This window comes from Streptomyces sp. NPDC002884 (assembly GCF_040295245.1).
Taxonomy (GTDB): domain Bacteria; phylum Actinomycetota; class Actinomycetes; order Streptomycetales; family Streptomycetaceae; genus Streptomyces.
Genome location: NZ_JBEOVB010000001.1, coordinates 159,229 through 184,259 on the forward strand (window position 1 = coordinate 159,229; position 25,031 = coordinate 184,259).

The 25,031-nt window shown below is 71.0% G+C and carries 23 protein-coding genes and 1 riboswitch; of the genes, 5 read left to right on the forward strand and 18 right to left on the reverse strand.

Features of this window, described 5'->3' with window-relative positions; translation table 11 throughout:
- Nucleotides 1–4: 4 nt before the first annotated feature.
- The 5 genes from ABT070_RS00735 to ABT070_RS00755 form a co-directional block, all read right to left on the reverse strand.
- Complete coding sequence (locus ABT070_RS00735; protein ID WP_351752695.1) at nucleotides 5–958, reverse strand: ROK family glucokinase; 954 nt, start codon at nucleotides 956–958, stop codon at nucleotides 5–7.
- 67 nt (nucleotides 959–1,025) lie between these two features.
- A complete protein-coding gene (locus tag ABT070_RS00740; protein WP_351752698.1) occupies nucleotides 1,026–1,538 on the reverse strand; it encodes a DUF5304 domain-containing protein in 513 nt (170 codons plus the stop codon).
- An 81-nt stretch (nucleotides 1,539–1,619) separates the two neighbouring features.
- Complete coding sequence (locus ABT070_RS00745) at nucleotides 1,620–2,798, reverse strand: ArsA family ATPase (RefSeq protein ID WP_351752700.1); 1,179 nt, start codon at nucleotides 2,796–2,798, stop codon at nucleotides 1,620–1,622.
- Between the two features lie 89 nt (nucleotides 2,799–2,887).
- Nucleotides 2,888–3,352, reverse strand: a complete 465-nt coding sequence (locus ABT070_RS00750; RefSeq protein WP_351752703.1) for an SRPBCC family protein — start codon at nucleotides 3,350–3,352, stop codon at nucleotides 2,888–2,890.
- Nucleotides 3,353–3,502: 150 nt separating this feature from the next.
- Nucleotides 3,503–4,258, reverse strand: a complete 756-nt coding sequence (locus tag ABT070_RS00755; protein WP_351754378.1) for a metallophosphoesterase family protein — start codon at nucleotides 4,256–4,258, stop codon at nucleotides 3,503–3,505.
- 348 nt (nucleotides 4,259–4,606) lie between these two features.
- Here ABT070_RS00755 and ABT070_RS00760 point away from each other — a divergent pair, with 348 nt between their 5' ends.
- Nucleotides 4,607–6,403 (forward strand): AMP-dependent synthetase/ligase, encoded by a 1,797-nt coding sequence (locus ABT070_RS00760; protein WP_351752705.1) that lies wholly within the window; start codon nucleotides 4,607–4,609, stop codon nucleotides 6,401–6,403.
- A gap of 311 nt (nucleotides 6,404–6,714) precedes the next feature.
- On the opposite strand, the gene ABT070_RS00765 is transcribed toward ABT070_RS00760, so the two are convergent.
- Nucleotides 6,715–7,857: a glycosyltransferase family 4 protein gene (locus ABT070_RS00765; protein ID WP_351752708.1), complete on the reverse strand. Its 1,143-nt coding sequence runs from the start codon at nucleotides 7,855–7,857 to the stop codon at nucleotides 6,715–6,717.
- A gap of 78 nt (nucleotides 7,858–7,935) precedes the next feature.
- On the opposite strand from ABT070_RS00765, the gene ABT070_RS00770 reads away from it, so the two are divergent.
- The gene (locus tag ABT070_RS00770) at nucleotides 7,936–9,171 is read left to right on the forward strand and encodes a glycosyltransferase 87 family protein (RefSeq protein ID WP_351752711.1); all 1,236 of its coding nucleotides are present in this window, start codon (nucleotides 7,936–7,938) and stop codon (nucleotides 9,169–9,171) included.
- A gap of 79 nt (nucleotides 9,172–9,250) precedes the next feature.
- On the opposite strand, the gene ABT070_RS00775 is transcribed toward ABT070_RS00770, so the two are convergent.
- From ABT070_RS00775 to ABT070_RS00795, 5 genes are all read right to left on the reverse strand, one after another.
- Nucleotides 9,251–10,453, reverse strand: a complete 1,203-nt coding sequence (locus tag ABT070_RS00775; RefSeq protein ID WP_351752714.1) for a hypothetical protein — start codon at nucleotides 10,451–10,453, stop codon at nucleotides 9,251–9,253.
- A gap of 39 nt (nucleotides 10,454–10,492) precedes the next feature.
- Nucleotides 10,493–11,518, reverse strand: coding sequence for a C40 family peptidase (locus tag ABT070_RS00780; protein ID WP_351752717.1), 1,026 nt, complete (start codon nucleotides 11,516–11,518; stop codon nucleotides 10,493–10,495).
- A gap of 199 nt (nucleotides 11,519–11,717) precedes the next feature.
- Nucleotides 11,718–12,752, reverse strand: coding sequence for a C40 family peptidase (locus ABT070_RS00785; protein ID WP_351752720.1), 1,035 nt, complete (start codon nucleotides 12,750–12,752; stop codon nucleotides 11,718–11,720).
- 211 nt (nucleotides 12,753–12,963) lie between these two features.
- Nucleotides 12,964–14,307 (reverse strand): NYN domain-containing protein, encoded by a 1,344-nt coding sequence (locus ABT070_RS00790; protein WP_351752723.1) that lies wholly within the window; start codon nucleotides 14,305–14,307, stop codon nucleotides 12,964–12,966.
- Between the two features lie 70 nt (nucleotides 14,308–14,377).
- Nucleotides 14,378–14,617, reverse strand: coding sequence for a hypothetical protein (locus tag ABT070_RS00795; RefSeq protein WP_020129990.1), 240 nt, complete (start codon nucleotides 14,615–14,617; stop codon nucleotides 14,378–14,380).
- A gap of 173 nt (nucleotides 14,618–14,790) precedes the next feature.
- Here ABT070_RS00795 and ABT070_RS00800 point away from each other — a divergent pair, with 173 nt between their 5' ends.
- Both ABT070_RS00800 and ABT070_RS00805 read left to right on the forward strand, forming a co-directional pair.
- Nucleotides 14,791–15,576 carry a rhomboid family intramembrane serine protease gene (locus tag ABT070_RS00800; protein ID WP_351752726.1) on the forward strand — a complete coding sequence of 262 codons (786 nt, stop codon included), beginning with the start codon at nucleotides 14,791–14,793 and terminating at the stop codon, nucleotides 15,574–15,576.
- Entirely contained in the window at nucleotides 15,573–15,854 is a 282-nt protein-coding gene (locus ABT070_RS00805; protein ID WP_020129992.1) for an Lrp/AsnC family transcriptional regulator, read from the forward strand. The genes ABT070_RS00800 and ABT070_RS00805 overlap by 4 nt, the downstream gene beginning before the upstream one ends.
- 33 nt (nucleotides 15,855–15,887) lie before the next feature.
- Here ABT070_RS00805 and ABT070_RS00810 read toward each other — a convergent pair whose 3' ends face one another.
- The 6 genes from ABT070_RS00810 to ctaE all read right to left on the reverse strand — a co-directional run bounded on the left by ABT070_RS00810 (nucleotide 15,888) and on the right by ctaE (nucleotide 23,041).
- Nucleotides 15,888–17,249, reverse strand: a complete 1,362-nt coding sequence (locus ABT070_RS00810) for an aminotransferase class V-fold PLP-dependent enzyme (RefSeq protein ID WP_351752730.1) — start codon at nucleotides 17,247–17,249, stop codon at nucleotides 15,888–15,890.
- A gap of 179 nt (nucleotides 17,250–17,428) precedes the next feature.
- Nucleotides 17,429–17,545: riboswitch (SAM riboswitch) on the reverse strand.
- A gap of 77 nt (nucleotides 17,546–17,622) precedes the next feature.
- A complete protein-coding gene (gene trpD / locus ABT070_RS00815) occupies nucleotides 17,623–18,687 on the reverse strand; it encodes an anthranilate phosphoribosyltransferase (RefSeq protein WP_351752732.1) in 1,065 nt (354 codons plus the stop codon).
- A 154-nt stretch (nucleotides 18,688–18,841) separates the two neighbouring features.
- Nucleotides 18,842–20,488, reverse strand: coding sequence for a cytochrome bc1 complex cytochrome b subunit (qcrB, locus tag ABT070_RS00820; RefSeq protein ID WP_351752735.1), 1,647 nt, complete (start codon nucleotides 20,486–20,488; stop codon nucleotides 18,842–18,844).
- A complete protein-coding gene (gene qcrA / locus ABT070_RS00825) occupies nucleotides 20,485–21,546 on the reverse strand; it encodes a cytochrome bc1 complex Rieske iron-sulfur subunit (RefSeq protein WP_351752738.1) in 1,062 nt (353 codons plus the stop codon). The genes qcrB and qcrA overlap by 4 nt, the downstream gene beginning before the upstream one ends.
- Nucleotides 21,543–22,355, reverse strand: a complete 813-nt coding sequence (qcrC, locus tag ABT070_RS00830; RefSeq protein WP_351752740.1) for a cytochrome bc1 complex diheme cytochrome c subunit — start codon at nucleotides 22,353–22,355, stop codon at nucleotides 21,543–21,545. Before qcrC ends, qcrA begins: the two co-directional genes overlap by 4 nt.
- A gap of 65 nt (nucleotides 22,356–22,420) precedes the next feature.
- A complete protein-coding gene (ctaE, locus tag ABT070_RS00835; protein WP_020129998.1) occupies nucleotides 22,421–23,041 on the reverse strand; it encodes an aa3-type cytochrome oxidase subunit III in 621 nt (206 codons plus the stop codon).
- A 178-nt stretch (nucleotides 23,042–23,219) separates the two neighbouring features.
- On the opposite strand from ctaE, the gene ABT070_RS00840 reads away from it, so the two are divergent.
- Entirely contained in the window at nucleotides 23,220–23,624 is a 405-nt protein-coding gene (locus ABT070_RS00840) for a response regulator (protein ID WP_351752742.1), read from the forward strand.
- A 44-nt stretch (nucleotides 23,625–23,668) separates the two neighbouring features.
- Here the strand turns inward: ABT070_RS00840 and ABT070_RS00845 are convergent, their stop codons facing one another.
- On the reverse strand, nucleotides 23,669–24,922 hold the full coding sequence (locus ABT070_RS00845; protein ID WP_351752744.1) for a L,D-transpeptidase: 1,254 nt from the start codon (nucleotides 24,920–24,922) through the stop codon (nucleotides 23,669–23,671).
- Between the last annotated feature and the right edge of the window lie 109 nt (nucleotides 24,923–25,031).

The window sequence follows — 25,031 nt, forward strand, 5'->3', positions numbered from 1 at the left end:
ACGACTACATGATCGGGTCGGGTTCTCTCGCCAGGTCCGCCGCCCCCACCAGGCCCGCCTTGTTGCCCAGCCGGGCCGCGATGACATCGGCCACCGGGCGCCAGTTGCCGCCGACCAGCCAGCGCTTGTAGGACTTCCGGATCGGGTCGAGGACCAGCTCGCCCTCGTCCGAGAGACCGCCGCCGACGATGAACGCGGACGGGTCGAACAGGGACGCCAGGTCGGCGAGGCCGGCGCCGGCCCAGCGGGCGAGCTCGCGGTAGGAGTCGACGGCGACCGGGTCGCCCTGGCGGGCGGCCATCGAGATGTGCTTGCCCTCGATGCCGTCGGGGTTGCCGTCACCCAGCGACAGCAGGATCTCGGCGTTCTCGGGGGTGGCGTTGGCGCGCTGCTTGGCGTAGCGCACGAGGGCGCGGCCGGAGGCGTACTGCTCCCAGCAGCCCTGCGAGCCGCAGCCGCACAGCAGGCCGTCCGGCACCATGCGGATGTGGCCGAACTCGGCGGCGACGCCGAAGTGGCCGCGGCGCAGCTTGTTGCCGATGATGATGCCGCCGCCGAGGCCGGTGCCGAGGGTGATGCAGATGACGTTGCGGTGGCCCTTGCCCGCGCCGAACTTGTACTCGCCCCACGCCGCGGCGTTGGCGTCGTTCTCCACCACGACGGGGAGACCCACGCGGGCCTCTACCTCGTTCTTCAGCGGCTCCTGGCGCCAGTCGATGTTGGGCGCGAAGTAGACCGTCGAGCGCTGGCGGTTGACATAGCCGGCGGCGCCGATGCCCACACCGACGATGTCGTGCCCGGCACGCGCTCCCTCCACGGCGGAGGCGATGGCGTCCACGATGCCCTCGGGCGTGCCCGGGGTCGGCACCTTGTGGGTCGAGAGGATGTTGCCTTCCTCGTCGACCACGCCGGCCGCGATCTTCGTGCCGCCGATGTCGACGCCGATGGTGAGTCCCATGAATCCCTCAGTTTCGGTCGAGCCCCGCTACGGCCAACCGTACCCGAGGCCCTGCCCCCGGAGGGCTTCAGTCCAAGTCGATGCGCTGGCCGGGACCGGTGTCGTCGCCGTCGCGGCCCGGGTCGCGCGGGGTGTTCCCCGGGTCGTTCGCTCCGGTCGTCCAGCGTTGTTCCTGGGCCTGGACGGCGGAGCGGTACGCGGCGAGGAGTTCGGTGCCGGCGGCCGCGAGGTGGTCGAAGACATCCGGGTTGCGCTCGATGACGGGTTCCACGGCGGCCTTGGCCTGCTGGACGACCTGGCGGACCACCTGCTGGGCGGCGGGTCCGGCGACCGCCCCGAGCAGCGGGGACTGGAGCGAGGACAGCTTGTCGCCGACGGCGTCGACGAGCTTGCGCAGTTCCTCGGCGGCCGAGCCCGGCGGCCGGTCGTCCTGGGCACGGCGGCGGGCCTTCTCCGCCGCCAGGTCCTCGGCGGCGGCGGTGGCCCAGGCGTCGGCGTCGGTCGCGCGGGGCTGCTCGTCGAAGCCTGCTGTCCCGGCGGGCTCCCCGGCGGCGTCGGGCGTGGGGCGCTCTTCGCTCATGACGGACTCCTGATGACTCCTGGTCGACGACGCCTGATGACGGCTCGTCCCTACGACGGTACCCGAACGGCGGAACGTCGTTCAGTGGCTCCGTGGCCAGAGCCCGGGATCCGGCGCGAACCGCACGCACAGCTCGCCGTCGCGCAGCGCGGCGCCGTCGACGGTGCAGCGGCGCAGCACGGAGGGCAGCGCGACGATACGACGGAACGGTCCGGCGGTGACCACCAGTTCGTCGCCGCGCCGGACGAGGTCGAGCTCGTCGCGTATGGCGCCGGGCAGCGGGAGGTGCCAGACGAGCACGCCGTCCTGCGCGAGCCGGTCGGCCACGGGCCACTCGACCGGGGAGGTCGCCGGGTTGACGGCGGGCACGGCGAGCGCGGCGAGGTCGTCGGCGCCGCGGGGGTCGTGCCCGAGGTGGGCGACGGGGCGGGCCCCCTCGTCCCACTCCCCCAGGGCCTTGCGCTGCTGGGTGACGAGCCGGCCGAGCAGACCGTCGTCGTCGCCGGCCGCCTCCGGCAGGACGCGGTTGGCGACGAGCGACTCGACGGGCAGGGCACGCAGGGCCAGGCCGAGGCGGGCGTCGCGGACGGCGTCGGCACCGGCCGGTCCCGGCTCGGCGACCAGGCGTACGGCGGTGCCGGGGTCGGCGAGGACGGCCTCGACGGCGGCGAGCTCCATGTCCCAGCGGGCGGTCGTCTCGTACAGCCACTCGGCGGGCATCGGCACCCCGGCGAGACGGCCGAGCATCGGGCGCAGGGCGCGGGCCGCCTGCCGTTCCGGCGGGAGCAGGCGGCGCAGGTAGCGGCGCAGTTCCTCCGGGAGGGCCAGCAGGGCGAGGGCCTGCGGGACGGGCGGCAGGTCGACGACGAGGAGTTCGTGCAGCTCACCGCCGTCGGCGAGGGCGGCGTCCCGCAGCGCGCGCAGCAGGGTCAGTTCCTCGGCGCCGGGGAGCGGGGTGACCTCCTCCGGGTCGAGCCGGGAGGCGCCGAGCAGGTCGAGGACGGTGGAGGCACGGTCCTGGAAACCGGTGAGGTCGTCCCGGAAGCCGGCGGTGGCGTCGGGACGCCAGGCGGTCAGGCGCGGGGCGACCGGGACGGGGCTCGCGCCGGTCCGCACTCCGAGCGCCGCGCCGAGGGTGTCGGTGCGGTCGGCGCTGAGGACGAGGGTGCGGGTGCCTTCCGCTGCCGCGCGCTGTGCGGTGGCGGCCGCCACGGTCGTGCGTCCGCTGCCGCCAGGGCCGGTGATCAGGATGGTGCGCATGAGGGTGAACCGTAACGGAGGTCGGAGCAGCGCCCCGACCTCCTCACCCCGCCCCCGGACCTGCCGGCTCCCGGGACCCGCGGCCGGCGCTACTTCTCGGGCGCCTCGATACCGGCCTCGCCCGACTCCACGCGCTTCTTCAGGCCGGCCAGTGCGCGGTCGATGATGACCTTCTCGGCCTTGCGCTTGATCATGCCCAGCATGGGGATCTTGACGTCCACGGTCAGCTGGTAGGTGACCTCGGTCGCGCCGGCGCCGGCCGGCTTGAGGAGGTAGGAGCCGTCGAGCTGGCGCAGCATCTGGGACTTGACCAGCGTCCAGGACACCTCGTGCGCGCCGGTCCAGGTGTAGCCGAGGACCTGGTCGTCCTTGATGGCGCCGGCGTCCATGACCAGGCGGACCTGTTCGGCCCTGCCCTGTCCGTCCGTCCCGAGGACCTCCGCCTGCTTCACCTCTCCGGTCCAGTCCGGGTAGCGGGCGAAGTCGGCGATCACCGCCATGACCTCGTCCGGTGCCGCCTCGATCGTGATGCTCGAGCTGGTGTGTTCCGCCATCGCCGTGGCTCCTCCAGATGCGGGCCGGTAAAGGTAGAGAAGAGGACACCGTGCGCCAGCCGCCGCGCACGTGTGTGCAGCGTGAAGGCTACCCCGCGCCCGACCTGCCGCCTTCACCCGGAGTCGGGCCGCCGTCCGGACGGCACCGGGTCACCACTCCAGCGCCCACGGCTTCCCGCTTCCGGCGAAGTGCCCCACGTTGACGCACTCGGTCGCGCCGACCCGCATCCGGCGGGCGAGCGGCTGGTGTACGTGCCCGAAGAGCGCGTAGCGGGGCCGGGTGCGGCGGATGGCGTCCAGCAGCGCCCGGCTGCCCCGCTCGAAGCGGCGGGCGACGGTGTCGTAGACGAGTTCCGGCACCTCCGGCGGGATGTGGGTGCACAGCACGTCCACCTCGCCCACGGCCTCGATCTTCGCCGCGTACTCCTCGTCGCTGATCTCGTACGGCGTGCGCATGGGGGTCTTCAGGCCGCCGCCGACGAAGCCGAAGACCCGGCCGCCGATCTCCACCCGTTCCCCGTCCAGGACGGTGGTGCCGGGTCCGGCGAACTCGGGCCACAGCCTCGGCATGTCGACGTTGCCGTAGGTGGCGTACGTCGGGTTCGGGAACGCCGGGAACAGCTCGGCGTACTGCTTGCGGACCGCCTGCTCGATCAGCGCGGCCCGGTCGCCGCCGATGCCGCCCCACAGGCGGGCGCCGAGCTCACGGGCCTCGTCGAAGCGGCGGGCGGTGCGCAGTTCGACGATGAGGTCGGCGTTCTCCACGCCAAAGAGGTCGGGGAAGATCCCGCGGGAGTGGTCCGCGTAGTCCAGGAACAGGACCAGGTCGCCCAGACAGATCAGTGCGTCCGCGCCCTCTCCGGCCCGGGCCAGGTCGCGCGCGTTGCCGTGCACGTCGCTGACCACGTGGATGCGTGTCCGGCGGTTTCCGGGCGGTGTGGATGCCATGTCGATCAAGGGTAGGCGTGTGCGGCATACGTGAACAGTGGCGACCGGGATACCGGTTACTGGCCAGTCAGTAAAGCGGTGGACTACTGTCGGCCGGGAAACACCAATCTGTGTGACGCAGCGAACATCTCGTCGGACCCCCCTGTCGAAGACGCCATACCGACGGGTAACGTCCGGGCAGTCCAGTCGTGCTCAGGATTTCAACCATCGAGATCCACCGAGGTCCCGAGCACAGTCCCGAGCCTTGGACCGCATCGTCGCAGCACACAACGTCGTGGCGCCGGCGCCCTATGAGGAGCAGCAGTCTTGCGCGAGTTCAGCCTTCCGGCTTTGTACGAGGTCCCTGCGGACGGCAACCTGACCGACATCGTCCGCAGAAACGCCGCGCAGCATCCCGACGTCGCCGTCATCGCCCGCAAGGTGGGCGGCGCCTGGCAGGACGTGACGGCCACCGCCTTCCTGGCCGAGGTGCACGCCGCGGCCAAGGGCCTCATCGCCTCCGGCGTCCAGCCCGGCGACCGGGTCGGCCTGATGTCGCGCACCCGCTACGAGTGGACGCTGCTCGACTTCGCGATCTGGTGCGCGGGCGCGGTCACGGTGCCGGTGTACGAGACCAGCTCCCCCGAGCAGGTGCAGTGGATCCTCTCCGACTCGGGCGCGACCGCCGTCGTCGTCGAACTGGACGGCCACGCGGCGGCCGTGGAGTCGGTGCGCGAGTCGCTGCCGGCGCTGAAACACGTCTGGCAGATCGAGGCCGGGGGTGTCGAGGAGCTCGGGCGGCTCGGCAAGGACGTCTCCGACCAGACGGTCGAGGAGCGCGGCTCGCAGGCCAAGGCCGACGACCCGGCGACCATCGTGTACACGTCCGGTACGACCGGCCGCCCCAAGGGCTGTGTGCTGACCCACCGCAGCTTCTTCGCCGAGTGCGGGAACGTCGTGGAGCGGCTGCGGCCGCTGTTCCGCACGGGCGAGTGCAGCGTGCTGCTCTTCCTCCCGCTCGCGCACGTCTTCGGCCGGCTGGTGCAGATCGCCCCGATGATGGCGCCGATCAAGCTGGGCACCGTCCCGGACATCAAGAACCTCACCGATGAGCTGGCCGCCTTCCGGCCGACGCTCATCCTGGGCGTGCCGCGGGTCTTCGAGAAGGTCTACAACTCGGCGCGCGCCAAGGCGCAGGCGGACGGCAAGGGCGCGATCTTCGACAAGGCGGCCGACACCGCGATCGCCTACAGCAAGGCGCTGGAGCTCCCGGCGGGCCCGCCGCTCGGTCTGAAGATCAAGCACAAGGTCTTCGACCGGCTGGTCTACAGCAAGCTGCGCGCGGTGCTGGGCGGCAAGGGCGAGTACGCGATCTCCGGCGGCGCCCCGCTGGGCGAGCGCCTCGGCCACTTCTTCCGCGGCATCGGCTTCACCGTCCTGGAGGGCTACGGCCTGACGGAGTCCTGTGCCGCCACCGCCTTCAACCCGTGGGACCGGCAGAAGATCGGCACGGTCGGTCAGCCGCTGCCCGGCTCGGTCGTGCGGATCGCGGACGACGGGGAGGTGCTGCTGCACGGCGAGCACCTGTTCAAGGAGTACTGGAACAACCCGGCCGCGACCGCCGAGGCGCTGGCCGACGGCTGGTTCCACACCGGTGACATCGGCACCCTCGACGAGGACGGCTACCTCCGGATCACCGGGCGCAAGAAGGAGATCATCGTCACCGCGGGCGGCAAGAACGTCGCGCCGGCCGTGATCGAGGACCGGATCCGGGCGCACGCGCTGGTCGCGGAGTGCATGGTGGTGGGCGACGGGCGGCCGTTCGTGGGCGCGCTGGTCACCATCGACGAGGAGTTCCTGGGCCGTTGGGCTTCCGACCACGGCAAGCCGACGGGCTCGACCGCGGCGTCGCTGCGCGGTGACGCCGACCTTCAGGCCGCCATCCAGTCGGCGATCGACGACGGCAACGCCGCGGTCTCGAAGGCGGAGTCGGTGCGGAAGTTCCGCATTCTCTCCGCCCAGTTCACGGAGGACTCGGGCCACCTCACGCCGTCGCTGAAGCTCAAGCGCAACGTCGTGGCGAAGGACTACGCGGGCGAGATCGAGGCGATCTACGCCAAGTAGCTGCTGCGACAGCGGCGTTGACAGCTGCTGCGCAAAGCCGAAGCCTCCTGACGGAGCGTCATGGCGCGGAGTCCTCCACGAGGACCCGCGCCATCGTGCGTTCGGCGAGCGCGGCGATGGTGACGAACGGGCTCACCCCGATACCGCCGGGCGTCGGGCGCCGGCGAGCCGTCGGCGAAGACGGGCGCGGCCGCCGTGCGGAGTGCCGCCCCGCCCGGGATGTGACGCCCCGGCAGCAGGCCACCAGCCACCGGCCATCGGCGATCGGCCATCGGTCACCGGCCACCGGCCGCTCCATCGGTTCCGGAAAGCTAGAGCAGCGTCTTCAACTTCTCCGCCAGCAGGTCCCAGCGCCACTTCTCCTCCACCCAGGCCCGCCCCCGCTCCCCCATCCGGCGGCGCAGCTCCGCGTCACCGAGGAGGGCGATGATGCGTTCGGCCGCGTCGGCCGGGGAACCGCCCGGCACGACCCACCCCGTCTCCCCGTCGAGCACCGCGTCGGGCGCCCCTCCCGAGTCCCCGGCGACGACGGGCAGCCCGGTCGCCGACGCCTCCAGGTAGACGATCCCGAGCCCCTCGACGTCGAGTCCGCCCCGCCGCGTCCGGCACGGCATCGCGAAGACGTCCCCGGCGCCGTAGTGGGCGGGCAGCTCCGACCAGGGCACCGACCCGGTGAAGCGCACCGCGTCCGCCACCCCGCGCTCATGGGCGAGCCTGCGCAGGTCCTTCTCGTACGGCCCGCCCCCGACGACCAGCAGGACCGCCTCCGGCTCGGCGGCCAGGATCCGCGGCATGGCGTGGATCAGCGTGTCCTGGCCCTTGCGCGGCACGAGCCGCGAGACGCACACCACCACCGGCCGGTCGGTCAGCCCGAGCCGCGCCCGTACCTCCTCGCCGCCCGATCCCGGGTGGAAGGTCTTCTCGTCGACGCCCGGCGGCAGCTGCACCATCCGCCCGGCCGCCCCGGCGCTCAGCGCGGTCGCGATCCGCGAGCGGGTGTACTCGCCCAGGTAGGTGATCGTGTCCGTGCTCTCGCCGATCCGGCCGAGGAGCTGCCGGGCGGCGGGCAGCTGCGCCCATCCGGCCTCGTGCCCGTGGGTGGTGGCCACCAGCCGCTCGGCGCCCGCCTTCCGCAGCGCCGGAGCCATCAGTCCGAGCGGCGCGGCCGCCCCGAACCACACCGACGTGCACCCGTGCTCCCGCAGCAGCCCGACGGCCCGGCGGGTCGCCCCGGGGGTCGGCAGCAGCATCGTCGTGGAGTCCCGTACGACGGTGAAGGGCTGCTCGGCGTCGAAGGCGGCCGTCGCCTCGGCACCCTCGCGGGAACGCTTCCAGGTGGACGCGTAGACGACGAGCCGGTCGGGGTCGAGCCGGAGTGCCATGTTGTGCAGGAACGCCTGGATGCCGCCCGGGCGGGGCGGGAAGTCGTTCGTCACGATCAGGGTCTTGTGCATCGCAGCCGACCCTATCCAAACGCCATTCACAGCCGCGTCCGGCCGCGCCTCACAGCCCGGCGGGAGAACATGTGGGCCATGGAGACGACGCCCGCGGGACGGCCCCTGACCTGCCTGCTGACGACCTGGGGCGTGACCCGGCTCGTGCTGCTGCTCTTCGTCTTCAAGGTGTTCCTCTTCCCCGGCCCGGACGTCACCAGCGACATCTGGGTCACCTACCAGGGGTGGTACGAGGTGCTGCGCACCGGCACGTTCCCGGCCGCCGACGTCACCTGGCAGTACCCGCCCGCCGCCGCCCTCGCCGTCCTCTCCCCCGGCCTGCTGCCCTTCCTCGACTACGCGTCGGCCTTCTTCGTCCTGGCCTTCCTCGCCGACCTGGCCGTCCTCATGCTGCTGCTGAACACGGGCCTGCGCCCCGGCCGGTCGCTGCGCGGCGCCTGGATGTGGGTGGCGGGCGTGCCGCTGCTCGGTCCCACGGTCTACTCCCGCTACGACGTGATGGTGACGGCGGTCGCGGTCGCCGCGCTGGTCGCCGGCGTCCGGCGGCCCCGGGTGATGGGCGCGCTGACGGGGTTCGCGGTGCTGCTGAAGGTGTGGCCCGTGCTGCTGCTGGCGGGCGCCGTGCGCAGGCGGGCCTGGGGCGCGGCGGCGGTGACCGTCGGCGCCCTGGCCGCGCTGTTCGCCCTGGCCATGCCCGGCGCCTTCGCCTTCCTGACCTTCCAGCGCGACCGGGGTACGGAGGTGGAGTCGGTGGGCGCCCTCGCCCTGCATGTGGCCCGGCAGTTCGGCTGGCAGGGCCAAGTGCGGATGAACTACGGCTCGCTGGAGTTCCTCGGCCCGTACGTCGGCGTGGTGAGCGACGTGGCCCTGGGGCTGACGGCGGTCGCGTTCGGCTGGCTGCTGCTGTGGCGGCTGACGGCGAGGCGGTTCGCGCCGCAGACGCTCGCGGAGGCGGCCTTCACGGCGGTCCTGCTGTTCACCGTCACCAGCCGGGTGATCAGCCCGCAGTACCTCGTGTGGCTGATCGGCCTCGCGTCGGTCTGCCTGTGCTTCCGCGCCGGCCGGATGGCCCTGCCCGCGGTCCTGGTCCTGGCCGCTTCCTTCGTGACCGTGCTGGAGTTCCCCGTCTTCTTCGCGGACGTCGTCGCGAGCAGCCCGCTCGGCGTCACCCTCCTGTTCCTGCGCAACGGCCTGCTGGTGGCCGCCGCGCTCACCGCGGCCGTCCGGCTGTGGCGTTCGACGGTGCCGAGGACCGCCCCCGCTCCCCCGGCCGGTCGGGCCGCCCGCACCCACGAGCCCGCGGTCTCTCCCTGACGCCTGGTGCGGGAACAGAGCAACGCCACTCGAAGGAGTGATCCATTCAGGCGAACCGATCTCAGGCGAAGTGATCCGTTCAGGCGAGCCGCTCCTTCAGATACCCCTGCCAGTCCGCCGTGAACTCCGCGAGGGAGAGGCCCAGCACGCTCTTCAGCGCGCCCTCCACCGCGCCCGGCCGCTTCCGGTGCTCCCCCACCGCCCGGTAGAACGCGTCCAGCTTCACCTCGCCCCACCGCTCGGCGATCATCCGGCAGGCCAGCCAGCCGCCCTCGTACGCCTGGGCCAGCCGGTCGGCGTCGCCGGAGAAGCCGAAGTCGCCGTCGGCCGGCAGCGCGGCCGGCACGGCGCCGTCGGTGACGGCGTGCTGGAGCTCGGGGGCGACCTCGGAGGGGGTGCGGCCGGTGCCGCGGTAGCCCACCCAGTCGGCGTACCCCTCGGACAGCCACAGCGGGGTGGCCGCGTTGGTGTGGGCGCGCGTGGCGACATGGGTGGCCTCGTGGGTGAGGACCACCTGCCGGCCGACCCGGCCGAGCATGCCGTACGAGTCCGGGTTGACGATGATCCGGTCCGCGGGCGTCCTGGCCCCGCCGCCCGTCTCACCCGTGGTGACGGCGGCGATCCCCCGGTAGGAGGAGGCGGGCGAGCCCAGCAGCCCCGCCATGCCCTCCAGCGACTTCGGCACGAGGACGACGAGGCGCCCCGCCCAGTCGGTGCCCCAGGCCGCCGAGACCTCGGGGACGGCGTCGTCGGCCAGCTCGGCGAAGGACCGCAGCCGCGTGTCGGACTGCCCGACCCCCAGCACGAGACTGTGCGCGCCCCGTACGACGCTCACCGTGCCCTGGTCCCACAGCTGCTCGCCGGCCTTCGTCGCGGGCCTGTCGGAGGTCACCGACCACCGGCCGGACCCGTCACGGGTCAGGCGCAGGACGCGGGCCGTGGTCACCGGGGCCATGTCGTGGCCGTCGACGCGGTAGCTCAGCTCGGCGTCGGCGATGGCGGTGTCCCCGCTGCGATGGAGGGCGGTCACGCGGTAGGACCAGGCCGCCAGCGGAACCGCCCGTACCGCGGCGTACCCGGTGGCGGCGCCGGTGGCCGCGTAGGCGCCCTGGTCGTGACCGAGGACCGCGGCGGCCCGCCGGTCGAGGACCCGTTGCACAGCGGCCTTCGCGTCGTCCGCCGTGGCCCGCCCGCCGCAGCCGACCAGACAGCCCAGCAGCGATACGAGCAGCAGACAGAGCCCCAGCACCCCGGGTCCGCGCGCCCGCCCTCGACCAGCCATCCTCCCGATCCTACGGCTGCGGCCCCGCACGGGCTCCGCTCAAGGCCTGGTGACGGACGAGACCGGCATCATCCCGACCGGGTCGTAGCGCACCGGCGCGCCCGGATAGGGGGCGTGGACGACCTGACCGTTGCCGACGTACATGCCGACATGGCTGGCGTCCGAGCGATAGGTGACGATGTCGCCGGGCCGGGCCTGGGAGAGCGGCACCCGCCGGCCCGCGTGCGCCTGGGCCTGCGAGGTCCGCGGCAACGAGATCCCGGCCTGCGCGTACGACCACTGCACGAGGCCCGAACAGTCGAAGCCGGTGGGCCCGTTGGCGCCCCAGACGTACGGCATGCCGAGCGCGGAACGCACGGCGGCCACGGCGGCGGCCGCGCGGCCGGAGGCCGGCACGGCGCCCGAGGAGAGGTCGGCCATGGCGCCGCGGCCGGAGCGGGAGGCCCGGTCGAAGGCGGCGCGCTCGGCGGACGGCAGGGCGTTGAGCAGTTCCCGCGCCCTGGCGAGCTTCTCCTCCACGGTCCGCTTGTGCCGCACCACGGCCTTGCGGCTCTTCTCCAGCTCGGCGAGCCTGTCCGCGGCCTCGGCGCGCTCCTGGGTGAGTTCCCGCATGGCGCTCTGGAGCTCCCTCAGCTCACCGGCCTGGTGGGCGGTGATCCGGTCGAGGACGGACGCCTTGGCGAGGTAGTCCTCCGGGTCGTCGGAGAACAGCAGCGCCAGGGAGGGGTCGAGGCCGCCGGAGCGGTACTGGGCGCCGGCCAGCGAACCGAGCTGCTCGCGCAGCCCGTTGATGCGCTCCTGCTGCCGGGCGATGTGGTCCTGGGCCACGCCGGCCTGCCCCCGCAGGGTGTCGGCGCGCTCGTCGGCCGTGTTGTAGGCCTCGGTGGCCTTCTCCGCCTCCTCGTAGAGACGGTCCACCTCGGCGCGGGTGTCGTCGTGCGGAGCGGCCGTGGCCGGTACGGCGGACACGGCGCCGAGTGCGGCGGCCGCGACGGACAGCACGCTCAGGGCGCTGCCGGCGCCCCGGTCGAACCCGGACTGTGCAAGGCGGCGATGGGACCCCACGGGAAGCCGCGCTCCTTCCACTGGCGGACAGGGAAACGCGGCAGACAGTAGCCCCGTGACAGGGGGTGGGCCAAAGACCTCGGCGGCAACGCACAGTGACGCCCCACCGCTGACGCAGGTCACCGGCGGGGCGTGGGGTCACTTTTGGTTGTCACGATTCGCCCGTTCGGGCGGCGTGGTGTCCCGATCTTGAGACGGATCAGATCCGGACGCCGAACTGGAACGGCATGTTGTTGATCGACTCGTAGCGCACGACGGTGCCGGTGCGCGGGGCGTGCAGCACCTGGCCGTTGCCCGCGTAGAAGCCGACGTGGTGCTGGTCGCCGTAGAAGATGACCAGGTCGCCGACCTTGAGGGCGCTCTGGGAGTAGATGCGCGTGCCGGCGTTGGCCTGGGCCTGCGAGGTGCGCGGGATGGAGACGCCGGCCTGGGCGTAGGCCCAGGAGGTCAGACCCGAGCAGTCGTACGTGGCGGTGCCGGTGGCGCCGTACTGGTACGGCTTGCCGAGCTGGCTCTGCGCGGCCTGGAAGGCGGCCATGGCACGGCCGGAGCCGGTCGGCGAGTCGCCCAGGTCCACGCGGTCGCCGGCGTCGCGGCTGGCGCGGGCGTCGGCGGCGGAGAGGGCCGCCTGCTCCTTGGCCGTCAGCGTGTTGAGGAGCTTGCGCGCCTCGGTGAGCTTGCCCTGGACTTCCTTCTTCTTCTTGCCCAGTTCGGTACGGGTGGTGGCGAGGTCCTTGAGCTTGGTGGAGGCCTCGCTGCGCTCCTGGGCGAGCTCGCGCTGCTTCTCCTGGATCTTCTTCAGCGCCTCGACCTGCTGGGCGCTGAGCTGGTCGGCGGCGGACGCCTTGTCCAGGTAGTCGTCCGGGTTCGAGGAGAGCAGCAGCTGCAGGGAGGGGTCTATGGACCCGGTGCGGTACTGGGCCGCGGCCGCCAGACCCATGGAGTCACGCAGCTCGTTGAGGTCGGCCTGACCCCGGGCGACGTTGTCCTGGATGGTGGAGATCTCCTTCTGGAGCTTCTCCTGCTTCTCCTTGGCGCCGTTGTACGTCTCGGTGGCCTGCTCCGCCTCTTCGTAGAGCTTGTCGACCTTGGTCTTGACCTCGTCCTTGGTGAGCTTCTCGCTGGGCGCCGCGTTGGCGGCCTGCGAGCTCAGAACAACGGCAGCGGCGGCTGCGGTGGTCAGCACGGTCACGCGCGCGCGACTCGGCTGCTTCGGTCGACGGTGGGACGCCACGGAGACGGGCTCCTTCTTTTGAGTGATCACCCGTTTGGAGATACGAGCCCTGACCTTAGTGACCTCGCCGTGATCAGTTCAAATCCTCAGAAGAAAAAAACACATCACGCAACGCAGTTTTTTCATACAACTCACGTGCAGTCATGCTCGATTGACGCTACGTTGCGTGACGATCCCGCCAATTCGGTCATTAAACCCGCAACTTCTACGTTCAGGACAGTCGCTTCAGAAGTACCGCGGAAGCCACCGGTCGGGCACCCGCCTTGGCGATCCCGTCGGCCACCTCGCGGTCCGTCGAGGCGACGATGACCGGCCGGCCCGGCGGCTCGGCACGCACCAGCTGACGGATCAGCTCGTCGGCCGTGACACCCGGCTTCGAGAACAGCACCCGCACCCCGCGCGGCGGCGCGAGCAGCACCGGAGCGGCCAGTTCGGCCCCGTCGAAGACACAGGTGACCTCGGCGCCGGTCTGCGCGGCGAGTTGCGAGAGCTGCCCGAGAAGCCTGAGCCTCTGCTTCTCCAACGGCATCTGCGGATAGCCGGTCTTGGTGACGTTGTAGCCGTCGACCACGAGATGGGCCTGGGGCAGCGCGAGCAGCTGGTCGAGAATGGCCGGATCGTTCTCCGACAGGGCACGCGTGGCGATGTCCTTCGGCGTCATCCGTCCCGGTTCGACCGCGTCGACGGTCTCCGCCGGACGCACCGACACCGGCGGCAACGCCAGCTCCCGCCGCAGCCCTTGGGCCGCGTCGAGCACCGTGTCCAGCAGCAGCCGCACCCGCATGTCCTCGACGCTGCGGCCCTCGCGCGCCGCCCGCCGGGTGGCCTCGAGCGACGCCTCCACCTCGCCGAGCCGCCCCTTCAGACGCCGGGCCTCGCTCTCCGCGGCGGACACCTGGGCCTGCCCCTCGGCGCGCACGGTCTCCAGCTCGCCGCGCACCTTGCGCAGCGCGGCCTCGCCCCGCTTGACGTCGCTGAGGGCCGAACGCAGCTTGCGGTGGAGCGACTCGGCTTCCTTCCGCGCCGCGTCCAGTTCGGTGCGCAGCCCCTCGGTGCCCGCCCGGGTCTGCTCACGGGCCCGGTCGAGCTCCTCGCGCAGCCGCTCCAGTTCGGCCCGGCTCTCCTCGCCGGCGCGCTCGGCGTCCGCCCGCTGGGCCTCCTCGCCGGCCGCGGTGACGAGCTTCACCCAGCCGGTGGGCCGCAGTACGTAGGCCGCGGCCGCAACTTCGTGCGGGTCCGCGGCCGGGGTCGGCGAGCCGGAGTCGAGGGCGCCGGCGAGTTCCGGCTGGGTCTCTCTGAACTTCTCGGCGATGCGCTGCCGGAAGAGCGGATCGGTCTCCAGCGCGGCCGCCATCGCGTTGCCCGCGAACTTGGCCCGCCGGTTCGGCGCGAACCGGGCGTACTGCCGCAACTGGGCGGGCAGTTCGCCGACGGTCAGTCCGCCGAAGCCGTCGGAGACGATCTGTACGACCCTGCGCCGCACGCCGTCCGGCAGCGGACGGTCGAGCATCTCGGCGGCGCCGTCGCCCGGCCCCCCGCCTGCGCTCTCCACCATCCGTCACACCCCAATACTGTGCGAGGTCCGCCCCGCCCTCGACTTCGCTCGAGCGGGGGGACCCCCGTCGTCAGGAACCGGCGCCCGGCCGATCCACGAGTTCCACCTGGTCCACGGCGTTGCACCAGCGGCACCGCACCGACTCGATGGTCTCACTGACCACCTCGCGCTCCTCGACCTTCGGCTCACCGGCGAGGTCGAGGTGCACGTACTCGACGACCTTCGACGAGCGCGTCACGTCGAACCGCGTCAGGTTGCCGCAGAGCGTGCAGCGCCACCGCGTCGCGGCGGTCGGCAGGGGAACCGTCATCGTGGCTTTCCGCTTCCTTCTAGTGTCGTGCTTCCGGTTGTGGGGGTCGGGCCGGAGGCTCCCCCGCGCGTATGGCTCGTAACCCTACGGCCTGGCGGGTACTCGCCGCCCACCCGTCCGCGGCGGCGAGGCGGTCCGGGCGAGTGCGTCCGGTTACGTCATGCTTTGTTCCCGTGATCGGCAACTGGAACGGGACGGTAGGCAGGGCGGTCCGCGACCGCCCTGCGCCGGTGATCTACGCACTGATCGCCCTGTGCTGCCTGATCTTCCTGATCGGGCCCGCCTCGGGCTTCAATCCGGCGTACGGCTCCGGCGACGAGCTGCTGGCCGCGCAGCGCGCCTACTTCCGGCGCTGGGGCGTGGTGCCCGGCGAGCTCTTCGAGGGCGCGCCACGAGCCGCCCTGACCCCGGCCACGGCCCTCTTCGTCCACGGCAGCTGGGTGCATCTGCTGGGCAACATGCTCTTCCTCTACGTCTTCGGGACGATGGCCGAGGACCGGATGGGCCGTGTCGAGTTCACGCTCTTCTACCTCGGCTGCGGCTACCTGGCCCTGCTGGGCTACGCCGCCGCCAACGCCGAGTCGTCGCAGTCCCTGGTGGGCGCCTCCGGGGCGATCTCCGCGGTCCTCGGCGCGTTTCTGTACCTGTTCCCCCGAGCGCGGGTGACCAGCCTCCTGCCGTTCCTGTTCTTTCTGCCGCTGCGCTTCCCCGCGTGGGTCGTGCTGCCCTTCTGGGCGGCTCTGCAGTGGGTGGCGGCGGGGCAGGCCGCCCAGGGGCCCGGGGTGGCCTATCTGGCGCACCTGGTGGGCTTCGGCCTGGGGCTCCTCTACGCGTGGGCCCGTTTCGGGAGCAGGCGGGGCCGGAAGGGCGGCCCCGGGAGGGCGGCGGTGCGAGACGGGCGGGCGGCTAGAGTGAAGCCCGCCCCAGCTCCGGCTCCCGAGGGAGAGAACCAGCCGTGATCACCGCGATCGTCCTCATCAAGACCAGCGTGGACCGGATTCCCGAGATCGCGGAGCGGATCGCTTCGCTGGACTCCGTCAGCGAGGTCTTCTCCGTCACCGGGACGTACGACCTGATCGCCATGGTGCGGGTGAAGGAGCACGAGGACCTGGCGGAGGTCATCCCGGGCAGCATCAGCAAGATCCCCGGGGTGGAGGGCACGGACACGCACGTCGCCTTCCGTACCTACTCGCAGCACGACCTGGAGGCGGCGTTCGCGATCGGGCTGGACTCCTGACCGCCTGACCACCGCCTCCGGCGGGACCGTCGCTCAGACCGCGGGCACGCAGCGGCCGTCCTCCGTCCGGTACTGCCACTGCGCGCCCTCGCTGACCAGCTCGCGCACCGCGTTCACGAAGCGCTCCACGTGCTCGTCCGGGGTTCCCGCGCCGAAGCTCACCCGGATCGCGTTGAGGGACTTCTCTCCGGGAGCCGCCTCCGGGGCGCCGCACTCGCCCTGGGTCTGGGGGTCGCTGCCCAGCAGGGTGCGGACCAGCGGGTGGGCGCAGAAGAGGCCGTCGCGGACCCCGATGCCGTACTCGGCGGAGAGGGCGGCGGCGAAGTGGGAGCTGTTCCAGCCCTCGACGACGAAGGAGATCACTCCGACCCGCGGGGCGTCGTCGCCGAACAGGGAGAGCACCTTCACCTGCGGGACCTCGGCCAGACCGTCCCGCACCTTCGCGATCAGGTACTCCTCCCGGGCGACCAGGCTGTCGAAGCCCGCCTCGGTGAGGGCCTTGCACGCCGAGGCGATGGAGTAGGCGCCGATCACGTTCGGGGAGCCGGCCTCGTGGCGGGCGGCGTTCTCGTGCCACTCCACGTCCACTCCCCCGTCCTCGCGCCGCGTGACCTTGCGGCTGGCGCCGCCGCCCGCGAGGTACGGGTCGGCCGCCACCAGCCAGTCGGCGCGGCCGGCCAGCACACCGGCGCCGAAGGGCGCGTACAGCTTGTGCCCGGAGAAGGCCACCCAGTCGACGTCGAGCTCCTGGACGGAGACCGGGTGGTGCGGGGCCAGCTGGGCCGCGTCCAGGACGATCCGGGCGCCGTGCGCGTGCGCGGCGGCCGCCAGTTCGCGTACCGGCCACAGCTCGCCGGTGACGTTCGAGGCGCCGGTGACGCAGACCAGGGCAGGACCGTAGGGGTCACGCCCGGCGAGGGCCCGCTCCAGCGTCTCGACGGCCTGGCGCGGGGTGCGCGGGGCGTTGAGGTAGGTGACCCGGGCGTCCTTCCACGGCAGCAGCGAGGCGTGGTGCTCGGTCTCGAAGACGAAGACCTGGCAGCCGGCGGGCAGGGCGCGCGCCAGCAGGTTGAGGGAGTCCGTCGTCGAGCGGGTGAAGACCAGCTGGTCGTCGGGACGGCAGTCCAGGAACTCGGCCACCGTCCTGCGGGCGTTCTCGAAGAGGTCCGTGGACAGCTGCGAGAGGTAGCCGGCGCCCCGGTGGACGCTGCCGTAGTACGGGGCGTAGGCCGCCACGTCGTCCCAGACCCGCTGGAGGGCGGGGGCGCTGGCCGCGTAGTCGAGCGCCGCGTAGCTGACCTCGCCGCCCGTCACGAGCGGGACCGTCACATCCCGGCCGAGAACGGGCAGCTGTGCACAAACGGTACGGGCGGCGGCAGCGGTGGGGACAGACATGGCGAACTCCCGTGAGAGGCAAGGGGGAACCGCCGTGCGAGCGGATACGGCTCGAGCACGGAGGAAAGTGAAAGGGGTACGCGGAGGCGGGGCTCTACGCCCTATCGCATTCGCTTGCTCACGGAAGGCTCCCTCGACGACCAGGACCCCTGGCGGTACTCACTCAGAAGAGTGCGAGGGGTCCGCGCTTGCCGTAGACCTCGCTGCCTACGGCCTGGTCTTCACCCGGGGCACCCCGCCACGGACGGAGGGTTGCCGGACAGTCGGCCGGGGCCTCATGACTGTCACTCATGACCTGACACAGGAAAGTACGTGAAGTGATCGCCGTCCCGCAACCCGTGTCCGGATCGCGGGACGGTCGTCGGGGACGGCGCTACGCGTTGCTGGCGGCCACCCAGCGCTCCAGGGCCCGCTTGGCGGCGCCCGAGTCGATCGACTCCGCCGCCCTGTCCATCCCGGCCCGCAGCTGCTCCGCCAGCGTCCCGGTGCCCGGCTCCAGCGCCACGAGCGCCGCCGCCGAGTTCAGCAGCACGGCCTCGCGCACCGGGCCCGCCTCGCCCTCCAGGAGCCGGCGGGCGACCTCCGCGTTGTACGACGGGTCCCCGCCCCGCAGGGCCTCGACCGGGACCAGCTCCAGCCCGACGTCACGCGGGTCGAAGGACTCCTCGGTGACCTTGCCGTCGCGGACGACCCACACGCGGGACGTGGCCGTCGTGGTCAGCTCGTCGAGGCCGTCGTCGCCCCGGAAGACCAGGGACGAGTTGCCGCGCTCGGCGAAGACGCCCGCCACGACCGGCGCCATGCGCGGGTCGGCGACCCCGACCGCCTGGGCCCGCACCTTGGCGGGGTTGGTCAGCGGGCCGAGCACGTTGAACACCGTGCGGATGCCCAACTGACCGCGCGCTGCGCCCACATGACGCAGCGCCGGGTGGAACTTGACCGCGAAGCAGAAGGTGATCCCGGCCTCCTGGGCCACCTCGGCCACCCGCCGCGGGGTCAGCTCCAGATTGACGCCGAGCTTCTCCAGGACGTCCGAGGCGCCGGACGCGGAGGACGCGGCCCGGTTGCCGTGCTTGACGACCGTGGCACCCGAGCCGGCCACGACGATCGCCGACATCGTGGAGATGTTGACCGTCTTCGCGCCGTCGCCGCCCGTGCCGACGATGTCGACGGTCGGGCCGGGCACCTCGATCAGATTGGCGTGCTCGTACATCGCCCGGACGAGCCCGTTGATCTCCGCGACGGTCTCGCCCTTGGCCCGCAGCGCCACCACGAACCCGGCGATCTGCGCGTCGGTCGCCTCGCCGCGCATGATCCGGTCGAGCGCCCAGAACGTGGCGTCGGCGTCTTGGTCACGGCCGTACAGCAGACCGTTCAGCACCTCGGGCCAGGAACGGCCCGCCGCGGTGTCGCCTCCAGCGGGGGTCACAGCGCTCATAGCCGCTCCTGCGTGTGTCGTCGTGTGCGTCGTATGCCGTCGTGCGCCTCGTGACAAGGCGCCACCCCACCCTATCCAGCCTGTGGGCACGGCAAAGGACCCCGTCCGAAGACCGGACGGGGCCCTTTCCTGTGGCGTGGCGACGCCTCAGCGATCAGTGGTGGCCGTGGCCGCTCGTGATCTCCTTGTACTCCTCCACGGTGGGCTTCGGAATCTGCTGGTCCTCACCGAAGTACGCCCCGCTGATCTTGGCGCGCAGCTTCTCCTTGCTCTTCACCTTGCGCTCGACACCGTTCTCGTCGACAGCGGCGCCGATCGCGGCCGGCTCGTACTGCTCGTGCGACGTGAGGGTGTGCAGCTGCTCCTGGCTGAGCGGCTCGTGGATCTCGATGAACTCACCGTGCGGCAGGCGCTTGATGGTGCCGGTCTCACGACCGTGCAGCACCTTGTCCCGGTCCCGGCGCTGGAGGCCGAGGCAGATCCGCTTGGTGAAGACGTACGCGATGACCGGTCCGACGAAGAAGAAGATCCGGACGAACCAGGTGATCGCGTTGATCGACAGGTGCAGGTGCGTGGCCCACAGGTCGTTGCCACCACCGACCAGCGTGATCATGTACATCGTGACCCAGGCGACGCCCAGCGCCGTACGCGTGGGCGCGTTGCGCGGACGGTCCAGGATGTGGTGCTCGCGCTTGTCGCCGGTGAGCCAGGCCTCGATGAAGGGGTACGCCGCCAGCGCCGCGAGGACCACACCGAAGAGCACCAGCGGGATGAACACGCCCAGGACCAGCGTGTGACCCCAGTAGTTGATCTCCCAGCCCGGCATGAAGCGGATCAGGCCCTCGGCGAAGCCCATGTACCAGTCGGGCTGGGCGCCGGTGGACACCTGGTCCGGACGGTAGGGGCCGATGGCCCAGATCGGGTTGATCTGCGCGATGCCCGCGATGGCCGCGATCACGCCGAAGACCAGGAAGAAGAAGCCTCCGGCCTTCGCCATGTAGACCGGCAGCAGCGGCATGCCGACGACGTTCTTGTTGCTCTTGCCGGGGCCCGCGAACTGCGTGTGCTTGTGGTAGAAGACCAGGATCAGGTGGCCGACCACCAGCCCGAGCATGATGCCCGGCAGCAGCAGGATGTGGATCGAGTAGAACCGCGCCACGAAGTCGTGGCCCGGGAACTCCCCGCCGAAGAGGAAGAACGAGATGTAGGTGCCGACGATCGGCATCGACAGGATCGCGCCCTGGGTGAAGCGGACACCGGTGCCGGAGAGCAGGTCGTCCGGGAGCGAGTAACCGGTGAAACCGGTGAACATGCCCAGGACGAACAGCAGGAAGCCGAACAGCCAGTTGACCTCACGCGGCTTGCGGAACGCGCCCGTGAAGAACACCCGCATCATGTGCACGAACATGCCGGCGAGGAAGATCAGCGCCGCCCAGTGGTGGATCTGCCGGATCAGCAGACCGCCGCGCACGTCGAAGGAGATGTGCAGGGTCGAGCTGAACGCCTCCGACATCAGCTGTCCCTGGAGCGGGACATAGGTGCCGTGGTACTCCACCTCGTTCATCGACGGGTGGAAGAACAGCGTCAGGTACACACCCGTGAGGATGATGATGATGAAGCTGTAGAGGCAGATCTCACCCAGCATGAACGACCAGTGGTCGGGGAAGATCTTGCGCATGTTGGCCTTGGCGAGGGAGTAGATCCCCAGCCGGCCGTCGGCCCAGTCGGCGATCCGCTCGCCGGCCGGAGCCTTCCCGCGGTCACGGGACTCGTTGCTCTCGGTGTACTCGTTCGTGCTCATCCGCGCTCCCAGAAAGCAGGACCGACGGGCTCTTCGAAGTCGCCGAGCGCCTCGAGATAGCCCTCGTCGTTCACACCGATGCGCAGCTGCGGCAGGGCGTGGCCGGCGGGACCGAAGATCACTCGGGCACCGTCGGAGAGGTCGAAGGTGGACTGGTGGCAGGGGCACAGCACGTGGTGCGTCTGCTGCTCGTACAGCGAGATCGGGCAACCGACGTGGGTGCAGATCTTCGAGTACGCCACGATGCCCTGGTAGGACCAGTCGAGTTCCTGCTTGTCCTTGATGTTGTCCGGCTGGAGCCGGACGATCATCAGGGCCGCCTTGGCGATCTCGTTCTGGAACTCCTCGTCGTGCTCCTCCAGGCCCTCGGGCTTGGCGAAGGTGAGCGAACCGACGGCGACGTCCGAGGGACGCAGCGGCTCGTTCGTGTTCATGTTGACGAGCAGCTTGCCCTTGGCCCACAGCGTGTGACGCAGCTTGTCCTCGGGCAGCGGGCCGAGGTCGCGCAGCAGCACGACACCCGACAGCGGCACCAGGGCGAGCGCGCCGAACATCGTGTTGCGGATCAGCTTGCGACGGCCGAGCGCGGACTCCTGGGCACCCTGCTTGAAGTCCGCGTGGACCTTCGCACGGACCTCGGGGGGCGCGGCGATCGCGTGCCGCTCGTCGGCGACCTCCACGTCGGACATCAGGGTGCGGGCCCAGTGGACCGCGCCGGCGCCGATGGTGAACAGCGCCGTGCCCAGCGTCAGACCCAGCGCGAAGTTCAGCGCGCTGAGGTGGCCGATCGGGAACACGAAGATCGACTTGTCGGCGGGGATCGCCACGTACGCGGCGATGAAGCCGACCGTGGCGAGCATCGACAGCGTGAACAGGAAGGCGACCGCACGCTCGGACCGCTTGGCGGCCCGCTCGTCGATGTCCTGGATGCGGTGCTCGTGGGGCGGCAGCCCCGGGTCCGCGAACGGGTTCTGCTCGTCCGCGACGCCTACGGCGCTGCCGTGTGCGTGGCCCTGCTCAGCGGGCAGGTTCTCTTCTGGAGTGTCTTGGCTACTCATGACTTCTTGGCCTTTGCGGTCCGAGCGGCGACCCAGACGGCGACCGCGATCAGGGCACCGAGACCGAAGATCCAGGCGAAAAGTCCCTCACTGACCGGCCCGAGGCCGCCCAGTTCCAGACCACCGGGGTTGTTCGTATCGTCGCTGTTGACCGCGTGCAGGTACGCGATGATGTCCTTCTTGTTCTGCTCCGACAGGGTGGTGTCGGGGAAGGAAGGCATGTTCTGCGGGCCGGTCTGCATGGCCTCGTAGATGTGCTTCGGGTCCACGTCCTCGAGGGTCGGGGCGTACTTGCCCTTGGTGAGGGCGCCGCCCTTGCCGGTGAAGTTGTGGCACTGCGCGCAGTTGGTGCGGAACAGTTCGCCACCCTTGGCGATGTCCGCGCCTTCCGGGCCGTACTCGGCGTCGGTCGGGACGGACGGGCCGGCGCCCAGGGAGGAGATGAACGCGGCGAGCTGGTCGATCTCGGCCTGCGTGTAGATGACCTTCTTCGCGGGCACCTGGGCGCCCTGGGAGGTCGCCGCGGGCATACGCCCGGTGCCGACCTGGAAGTCGACGGCCGCGGCGCCCACGCCGACCAGGCTCGGACCGTCGGAGGTCCCCTGACCGCCGGTGCCATGGCAGCTGGCGCAGCCGACGGCGTAGAGCTTCTTGCCCTCGTCGATGGCGAGGGACTGGGCGGTGTCGTCTGCCTGCGCCTTGCTCGCGGGCGCGAACGCGGCGTACAGCCCCCCGGTAGCCGCCAGCGCGAGGAGTAGGACGACGAGCGCCGCCAGCGGATGGCGTCGTCGTGCGGAGAGCTTTTTCACGGATTACCCCGGTGTCAGGATCTTCTGCGTCGATGCGTGGGATGTGCGGGAGCGAGCGTGCCCGGCTACTTGATCATGTAGATCGTGGCGAAGAGGCCGATCCAGACGACGTCGACGAAGTGCCAGTAGTAGGACACGACGATGGCCGCGGTCGCCTGCTCGTGGGTGAACCTCTTGGCCGCGTAGGTGCGCCCGAGGACGAACAGGAAGGCGATGAGGCCGCCCGTCACGTGCATGCCGTGGAAGCCGGTGGTCAGGTAGAACACCGAGCCGTACGGATCGGAGGAGAGCGAGAGCCCGTCCTTCTTCACCAGCTCCGTGTACTCGAAGATCTGACCGCCGATGAAGATCGCACCCATGATGAAGGTGACGATGAACCACATCCTGAGCTTCTTCACATCACCGCGCTCGGCGGCAAAGACGCCGAGCTGGCAGGTGAGGGAGGAGAGCACCAGGATCGTGGTGTTGGTGGCCGAGAACGGGAAGTTCAGGGCCTCGGCCATTTCCTTCCAGTGATCAGGACCCGTCACTGATCGCAGGGTGAAGTACATCGCGAAGAGGGCCGCGAAGAACATCAGCTCGGAGCTCAGCCAGATGATGGTTCCGACGCTGGTGAGGTTCGGCCGATTGACCGACGGGTGCGCGTGCCCGGTTTCTACTGTCGTTGCTGTCGCCACGACCGACATTATGTCGGTCCCTTATCCCGCCCTCACTCCGGGGGGTGCCGTTCGGAGTGTTCGCACCGTGTGTACTGCCCGTATGGCCCATCGAAGTGGTGTTCCAAGCGGTGTTGACGACGTGTCCGAGGGAGTAGCATCCGCGACATCGGTTCTGTCCGTACGACGCTGATGTCACGGAGGAAGCATGCAGGCGACCGCCACGGTGCTGGTCTACAGCGACGACGCCAACCACCGCGAGCAGGTCCGGCTCGCGACCGGGCGCAGGCCCGCGCCGGACGTCCCCGTGGTGGAGTTCCTGGAGTGCGCGACGCCTGCGGCGGTGCTGCGGGAGCTGGACAGGGGCGGCGTCGACGTCGTCGTCCTGGACGGCGAGGCCGCGCCCATGGGCGGCATGGGGCTGTGCCGGCAGATCAAGGACGAGGTGTTCCAGTGCCCGCCGGTGCTGCTGCTCATCGGGCGGCCCCAGGACGCCTGGCTCGCCACCTGGAGCCGCGCTGAAGCGGCTGTGACGCTGCCTGTGGAGCCCGTGGAGTTCGCTGCGGCCCTGGCGTCCCTGCTGCGGCGCAAGAGCCTTCAGCAGAGCGCCTAGCGGGGGCGGAGGGGCGTGGGGTTCCCCCGCGCCCCCGGTCGTGCCTAGACGGCCGCGGGCCGCAGCCTCGACGTGTCCTGCTCCGCCTTCTGCTTGCCGCCGGTCAGCGCGCTGCCCTTGCTCCACTTCTTCCAGTCCAGGTTCCAGTCGCCGAAGCCGTTGCCGAAGGTCTCCATCGTGTCGCCGTAGCTGTTGACGACCTGGACGACGTCGCCCTGGCGGATGTTGTCGAAGAACCACTCGGCGTTGGACGTGCTCATGCCGGTGCAGCCGTGGCTGACGTTCGCGTACCCCTGTGAGCCCACGGACCAGGGGGCCGCGTGGACGTACTCGCCGCTCCAGGTGACGCGGGTGGCGTAGTACACGGGCAGGTCGTAGGACTCCGAGGAGCCTTCCGCGATGCCGACGCTGGTGCCGCGCATCCGTACGAAGTACTCCTTGCCCAGGACGACCTTGACGCCGTTGCGGGTCTCGAAGCCGGGCTTGCCGGTGGTGACCGGGATCTGGTTGATCTCCTCGTTGTTCTTGAAGACCGTCATGGAGTGCGACGACGCGTCCGTGACGGCGATGACCCGGTCGCCGATCGTGAGCTTGAGGTCCTTCGTGGGACCGCCCCACAGCCGGTCGCTGATCTTGATGCCGTCCAGGTTGCTGTGCACCCGCAAGGTGGCGTGGGCGGGCCAGTACTCCTGGGGCCGGTAGTGGAGTTCCTTGTCGTCCACCCAGTGCCAGCCGCCCTGCACGGACGGTGTGGAGTCGACCTTGAGGGCGCGTTCGACGACGGCCCGCTGGGCGGGGTCCTTGATGGGCTGGTCCAGCTTGGCGGTGACGGGCTGGCCGACGCCGTACTCGCCCGCGTCGGGGCCGAACTCGACCGCCAGGCGCTTCTTCGAGGTGGGCTTGCCGGTGTCGAAGGTGAGCACCCGGCGGCCGGGGGCGCCGTCGTCGTCCTCGGTGCTCACGCGGACCGTGTAGTGGGCGTTCGCGGCCAGCGGCTCGGTGCTGTGCCAGCGGCTGCCGTCGGCGGCGAGTTCGCCCGCCACGTAGCGGCCCGCGCCGTCCACGGCGGTGACGTCCGTGATGCGGTCGTCGTCCTCCGCCGTGACCTCCAGGGGCTTGTCCGGGTCGGTCTTCTTTCCGTCGCCGGCGAGGTTGTTGAAGGAGATCTGGTCCGTCGCGTCGTAGGGGCGCGCGGAGAGCGGGTTGCCGTCCGAGCCGCAGGCGCTGGCGACCGCGCCCAGGGCGATCACCAGCAGGGTGCAGCCGACGACGGTGCGAGGGCGGGGTTGGTGGCTCATGGCTTCACGCTAGGGAGCCGTGTCGGCGGCGGCGCGCTGAGTGACACGGACGGAGGAGCCTCGTTGCGGCAAAAGCGTGAGCCCGGACGCTCCTGACGGAGTGTCCGGG